Source organism: Mucilaginibacter sp. (assembly GCF_036383575.1).
Lineage (GTDB): Bacteria > Bacteroidota > Bacteroidia > Sphingobacteriales > Sphingobacteriaceae > Mucilaginibacter.
This window is the reverse complement of record NZ_DASVOB010000198.1, coordinates 1-5,501: the sequence shown is the minus strand read 5'-3', so window position 1 is coordinate 5,501 and position 5,501 is coordinate 1. Positions and strand designations below refer to the sequence as shown.

The window sequence follows — 5,501 nt, the reverse complement described above, 5'->3', positions numbered from 1 at the left end:
GGGCTTTCCGTTACAAGTCCTCGCTTTGCCTTCACACAAACCCGGCGCACGCTCCGGGCTTTTCACTGCAATCCCTAACGCGGCCCCCGCACACCGTCGCTAAAATATGTTTTATACGTCATCACAGTTTTTTTCAGGGTTTCCCTGATGGTTACTCGCAATGACGACGTGGCGAAGACGCAAGCTATACATCTCTCAAGTTACTGTTGTTTCTTATAATACAAGAAATACGACCCACCCAAAATCACCAAAAACACCAGCGGCATAATGCGGTTTGCTACCGGGTCGCCGGATACCGTATGCGCTATAAAAGCCGATACAAAAACTATGGTAAATCCTGCATAGGCCCATTCTTTTAGTCGCGCGCCTACCGGTGCTAATAAGACTACAGCTCCAATAAGTTTGGCTATTGCCAGTTCAACACGGAAGTAATCGGGGAAGCCTAAGTGGTGAAAGGCAGCAGCCATTTCTGGTTTTGTTAAGTAGGAGTAACATGAAAAAGCCATCATCAATGCTACAATAGCTGTCAGTATCCAGTAAAAGATCTTAGTAGTTTTCATTTGTTGTTGGTTGTTTTGCGCAAACTTAACTACCTTTGCTATCAAAAAGATACTACTATCCTAAAGGATACCGGTATCGTTGAGGATAGCGAGCATGAATAACGGACCAATCATTCACACAAAAGAAGCCTGCAATGCAGCTGTAAACGCAGTACGTGATACCCTTTACGTGGTAAACGGCAAATGGAAATTACTTATGCTGGTAAGTTTAATGACCGGCCCTAAACGGTTTAAGGAACTTCAGCGCGAACTGGAAAGCATCACCCCTAAAGTACTTTCCAAAGAACTTCGTGACCTTGAATTAAACGGTTTTATTAAAAGGACGGTTTATGATACCACGCCCGTAACTGTGATTTATGAACGTACGGAATATGCCGATTCGCTTGGTAATGTCATTAATGAAATGCGTGAATGGGGCATGAAACACCGCGAACATATTAAACAAATGAGCCGCGATGAAGCCGAAGCAAGGAAAGCTGTGGCGGTTTAACCTTGTACAGTCACATAGAAATCAAATCCATACAAAGCGCCTTTACCTGGAAGCCAGGGGCGCTTTTGGGTTTTCATAAATATCAATTAGTGATATCACCCTGAACTGATACTAATTAAAAAGCACCCGCAAATACCATTCTAAATATTCGGCAAAGAATATCCGTACTACGTTTTCAGCTTATTAACCTATAAAAAACTGCTGACTAACAATTTTCCCATTTTCAACTTTATAAACGCAGATTTCCTCAACCATTTTATTTCCGTGTTCCTTAACTGTGAAATTCATTGAAAAAATCAAACTGAAGTAACTCCCTGCAAAAATTGCTTCAGACACTTTTATGTCGTGGATCTCTACTTTTGCAAGAAATTGTTTTTCATATTCAATCAGATTGTGAAGGCCTATCAAAGGTTCATTTTTATTATTTGGATCGATACTTACGGCATTATCAGCATATAATTCGGTATAGGCTTCAACAAATTTAAGTTCATTACATAATGAAGCTAAGCGATTGGCAATTTCTGGTATAGTGTTCATTCTCTTAAATTTTGTTTGCGATACTAATAAGCGGTAATAGTATGCGATTTTTTAACATCATTCCATATTATACGCAAAGAATGAGATAGAAATGATATAACAATTCATCGTTAAAAATCACATCCCCGGTATTTTCACCCCTGATACTTTCAAATCCTGCAAAATATTTTCCTGAACAGCCAGCTTGGTATCCTGGAAACCATGCGCATGAACCCAAACATTCACTCCAACGCGGTAACCGTCGGCATCCAACCCAGCTATGCCTATCCGGCGGTCGGGCGTTTCCAGTATATTTTTTGATTTATCGATGGATGAATTGATGACCGACTTCACCTCGTTAAAGTCGATATTATTGGTGAACTTCAATTCAATATCTAACCTGCGGGTCCCCTCCCTGCTGATGTTAATGATCACCTCATTTGATAGTTTGCTGTTGGGCATAATAACTATCCTGTTATCAAAAGTTTTAACAATGGTATAAAAGATCTGGATAGCCATTACAGTCCCTTCAAGCCCCTGGGCAATAATGTTATCGCCAACAACAAAAGGCTTAAGCAACAGTATCAACACGCCACTGGCAAAATTTTGCAATGTACCCGAGAGTGCCAAACCGGCTGCTACACCAAAAGCACCAACCAGTGCAGTGAAAAGCGTTATGGAAACACCCATGATCTGTACTACGCCTAATATCAGCAATACACGCAGCACCACGCCCACAAGGCTCTGTAAAAATGGCTTTATGGTAGGATCTATCTCCTTTTTTTCCATATGCCCCCGCCACCATTTCAACAGCAGGTTAATAAGCCATAAGCCTACAAATAAAACCAATAACCCTATCAAAAAACTAGGTGCGTAACGAATTATCCAAATGTATGCCTGGTCATAAAACTTCTCTATCTTCATAATACAATTGTTTAGCTTCTGAATAAAAAACGACTAAAGCTTAACGCATATATGAAGGAAGGGTTTGTTTTAATAGGTATATACGTTTTTATCTTCGGTGATTATACCATACCTAAACAACAACGACAGATACTTATAAACTAAACTGATTATTGATTTTTTTTGTATATGCAGACACTCAAGATAATAGTTCCTGACGATAAAACACGTTTGGTTAAGGACATCCTTAAAGAATTGGGTGTAACAAAAGAGAGCAAAACACCTAATACGGAAACCATTGCTGCTATGTACAAATTAAAAGACCGCAAAGGGAAAAAACTCAAAAACGTAGACGATTTGTTCAAAAGCATTTAACCCGGTCATGTTCGAGATCGTCACCTCAACCAAATTCCTCAAAGATTTAAAATTACTCAAAAAGCGTTCACTTAGTGATTTCCAATTATTGCAGAATGTAATTACTCCACTTGCCAGCAAAGGTCATGCAGGCCTCGACAAAAACATAAAGCCCATAAACCAATTCAAAATTTTATGCGGATAAACTGCTGCCCCCTGTGGACAACCCGCATTGACGATGCTTTTAAAACTTTGGGCAAGCTTACCCGTTCGATAAGCGAATACCACGGCATAAAAAAGGGGTGGTTTCTTAAGAAATCACCCCTTTTTTAATCTGAACCTTAAATACTAAACGCTACAAGCCCCGGCCGCTTTTTAATTATACCAATCATCGCCTGAAAAAGCTAAGGCAATTAGCAGTTGTACATGCATGTCCCTACAAAAGTTCTCAAATTTCACTGAAGATTCAGCAGCTAAAAAAAGCGGTAGTTAGATACTAACGGACCCTATCTACGATTTTTAATGACATCAGGGACCTTTAAATAATTAATATTTTCATTAAAGAACTAACCAGCCGATAGTTGTGCCATTAATATTAAAACATTATAAAGTTATCGTTTGAGTACCACCGTCATTTATTTTGTATTTGATTATTTTACTGCCCTTGGTAATAGTAATATTTAGTTTCCGATTATTTAACCTCGATATTTTAAGATCGAACACATGCCCAAACGAATGGATATTATTCAAGGACATTTCATTCCACCCCTTTGGTAGCCTTGGGGTACAATCAAAGCTGTTAAAACCAGTTGGCAGTATCCCAAACACGCCTTCAATAAATATCCGGCAATACAAACCACCCTCGGCTGATAGATGCCTTTGATTGCCTTCAGGATAGGCTTCCACCGGATAAGGGACATGTTCTCCTAACAACCTTCTGCGCGAATAATAACGCAGATAATCCATTGCCCTTTCTGTTTTACCAGCCTGAAATACCCCACGAAGCGCATATAGGGTAGAGCGGTCCCAAAATGTTTCTTTACCGGCCTCGGTGGCCAATCCATCCGCCGTCCATAGCCTTGGCGAAAACAAGGCGTTGACCGTACCCTCGGCCCTGTTTAAGATACCCATGGTAAGCGGCACACAAATCCAGGCACGGAGTACATTATTGGTTTCATAATATTTATACGTTTCAAAGCCTTCTACCTTCCCTCCGAAATATTTCTCGATATTTACTTTAAGCACGGCGGCTTGTTTTAAATATTCATCTGTTTGCGCTTTAGGCTGATGCAATTGTTTCCCCAAATTAGCCGCGGATACTAACGCGCCATAATAAAGGCTGCTTGTTGGTATATTGGCTTTACCAGATGGGAAACGTCCCTCCAGTTCATCAGAATTGGAAGTGACAACACCTTGATCATTTAATTTCCGGTGGCAGTATTCCAGGCACCAGGTGATGAGCGGCCATAATACCTTTGCAGAATCAGGATGGCCATAAGCCAGCGCAAACCTTGAAGCCCCATAAGCAAGCATAGCCTGGTCGCCTCTGTCTCCGGCACCTTGCCACACAGCATCGCCTTCGGCAACAATTGAACTTGGGATGGCTTTGTATTCCGGGTTCATGTACCTGGCGAACAAACGATAAGATGTCATGGCAGCGAGATTACCGATACTATCGCCCAGGAATGCATAGAAGGGATAAGTATATTCAGCCTGATCATTTGCCCAGATAGCTGCATAATAAGCCAACCCACCGGGGCCATGCATATAGCCTACCTTAGTTTTGTAAATACTTTCTGTTCCCCTGATCTTGGCAAATTTAAACTCTGTATTCAATAGGGTGTCAGGTGTTTGCAGTTGCAATGGCGATAAAATAGTATTGATGCGTTTTTCACGCGCTTTTTCTTCCGCATCTGCATTTACGGTAATAGGCTGGGCTGGAAAATCTGTTGCCATGTAATAAACGGCAAAAGCAGTATGCCCACCCGGTTGAACCACCCGGCTGCCGGCACCGATAGATGCCATGATTACCGTGTGCGGCCTCACTTTACTGGTGATGCTGTCCGTTTTCACCTCCCGTTTCAGGGATTCCATGGAAATGTTGACCGGTTTATCAGTAGTATTGGTAAACACGAACTTTTCGATAACCATAGGTTTATCCACTGAAGGAAAGATGCTCCGGTCTATTTTCACTAACCCCGGATTAGTCGTTATTGCCTCTATACGCATAATACCTTTGTGGCTGATGCTTTTAATATTATAGGTAAGGTTACCCGATTTTTTCCCGACGGACAGATCAGTCTTTAATTGCCGGCTGTTGATAAAAAAACGTGGCAACTCATTATCCAGAAAAGTATAATCAATGTGGCTCCGGGTGGCATCAGGCAACATCCGGAATGTAGGGAATACCACAGTTCGTGAAACGGATGACCTGCCGGCACTGTCTAACCCGTATTGAACCCAAACAGAGACTTTTTCTCCCGACATTTCAATATGATCTGCATGTGGCAGTCTGCCATTAATAGTCCACCTGATACTTCCGTCGGGCTGGATGGCCCAGCGGTCTGTTTGTTGGGGTAAAGCAGGCTGTTGGGCATGAAGCCCGCAGGGCAACAGCAAAATCAAAAAGCTTAAAAGTATTTTGTAAATATTGGTTTTCATATTATAATTTGTTTTTA

General features: G+C 41.4%; 6 protein-coding genes. 2 read left to right on the top strand and 4 right to left on the bottom strand.

Going from position 1 to position 5,501, the window contains the following annotated elements:
* Window positions 1-200: 200 nt before the first annotated feature.
* Window positions 201-560, bottom strand: coding sequence for a DoxX family protein (locus tag VF500_RS07205; protein ID WP_330859021.1), 360 nt, complete (start codon window positions 558-560; stop codon window positions 201-203).
* Window positions 561-654: 94 nt separating this feature from the next.
* Between VF500_RS07205 and VF500_RS07200 the strand changes: the two genes are divergently transcribed.
* Complete coding sequence (locus VF500_RS07200) at window positions 655-1,050, top strand: helix-turn-helix domain-containing protein (protein WP_330859020.1); 396 nt, start codon at window positions 655-657, stop codon at window positions 1,048-1,050.
* 183 nt (window positions 1,051-1,233) lie between these two features.
* Here VF500_RS07200 and VF500_RS07195 read toward each other — a convergent pair whose 3' ends face one another.
* Both VF500_RS07195 and VF500_RS07190 read right to left on the bottom strand, forming a co-directional pair.
* The gene (locus VF500_RS07195) at window positions 1,234-1,587 is read right to left on the bottom strand and encodes a nuclear transport factor 2 family protein (RefSeq protein ID WP_330859019.1); all 354 of its coding nucleotides are present in this window, start codon (window positions 1,585-1,587) and stop codon (window positions 1,234-1,236) included.
* Between the two features lie 117 nt (window positions 1,588-1,704).
* Complete coding sequence (locus tag VF500_RS07190; protein ID WP_330859018.1) at window positions 1,705-2,490, bottom strand: mechanosensitive ion channel family protein; 786 nt, start codon at window positions 2,488-2,490, stop codon at window positions 1,705-1,707.
* A 168-nt stretch (window positions 2,491-2,658) separates the two neighbouring features.
* Here VF500_RS07190 and VF500_RS07185 point away from each other — a divergent pair, with 168 nt between their 5' ends.
* Window positions 2,659-2,844: a hypothetical protein gene (locus tag VF500_RS07185; protein ID WP_330859017.1), complete on the top strand. Its 186-nt coding sequence runs from the start codon at window positions 2,659-2,661 to the stop codon at window positions 2,842-2,844.
* Window positions 2,845-3,426: 582 nt separating this feature from the next.
* Here the strand turns inward: VF500_RS07185 and VF500_RS07180 are convergent.
* Window positions 3,427-5,501 (bottom strand): hypothetical protein (locus tag VF500_RS07180; protein WP_330859016.1); only part of this gene is annotated, 2,075 nt, incomplete at its 5' end.

Coding starts and splice junctions, on each gene's coding strand:
- VF500_RS07200 (WP_330859020.1), top strand. CDS start 655: ATGAATAACGGACCAATCATTCACACAAAAGAAGCCTGCAATGCAGCT.
- VF500_RS07185 (WP_330859017.1), top strand. CDS start 2,659: ATGCAGACACTCAAGATAATAGTTCCTGACGATAAAACACGTTTGGTT.
- VF500_RS07205 (WP_330859021.1), bottom strand. CDS start 560: ATGAAAACTACTAAGATCTTTTACTGGATACTGACAGCTATTGTAGCA.
- VF500_RS07195 (WP_330859019.1), bottom strand. CDS start 1,587: ATGAACACTATACCAGAAATTGCCAATCGCTTAGCTTCATTATGTAAT.
- VF500_RS07190 (WP_330859018.1), bottom strand. CDS start 2,490: ATGAAGATAGAGAAGTTTTATGACCAGGCATACATTTGGATAATTCGT.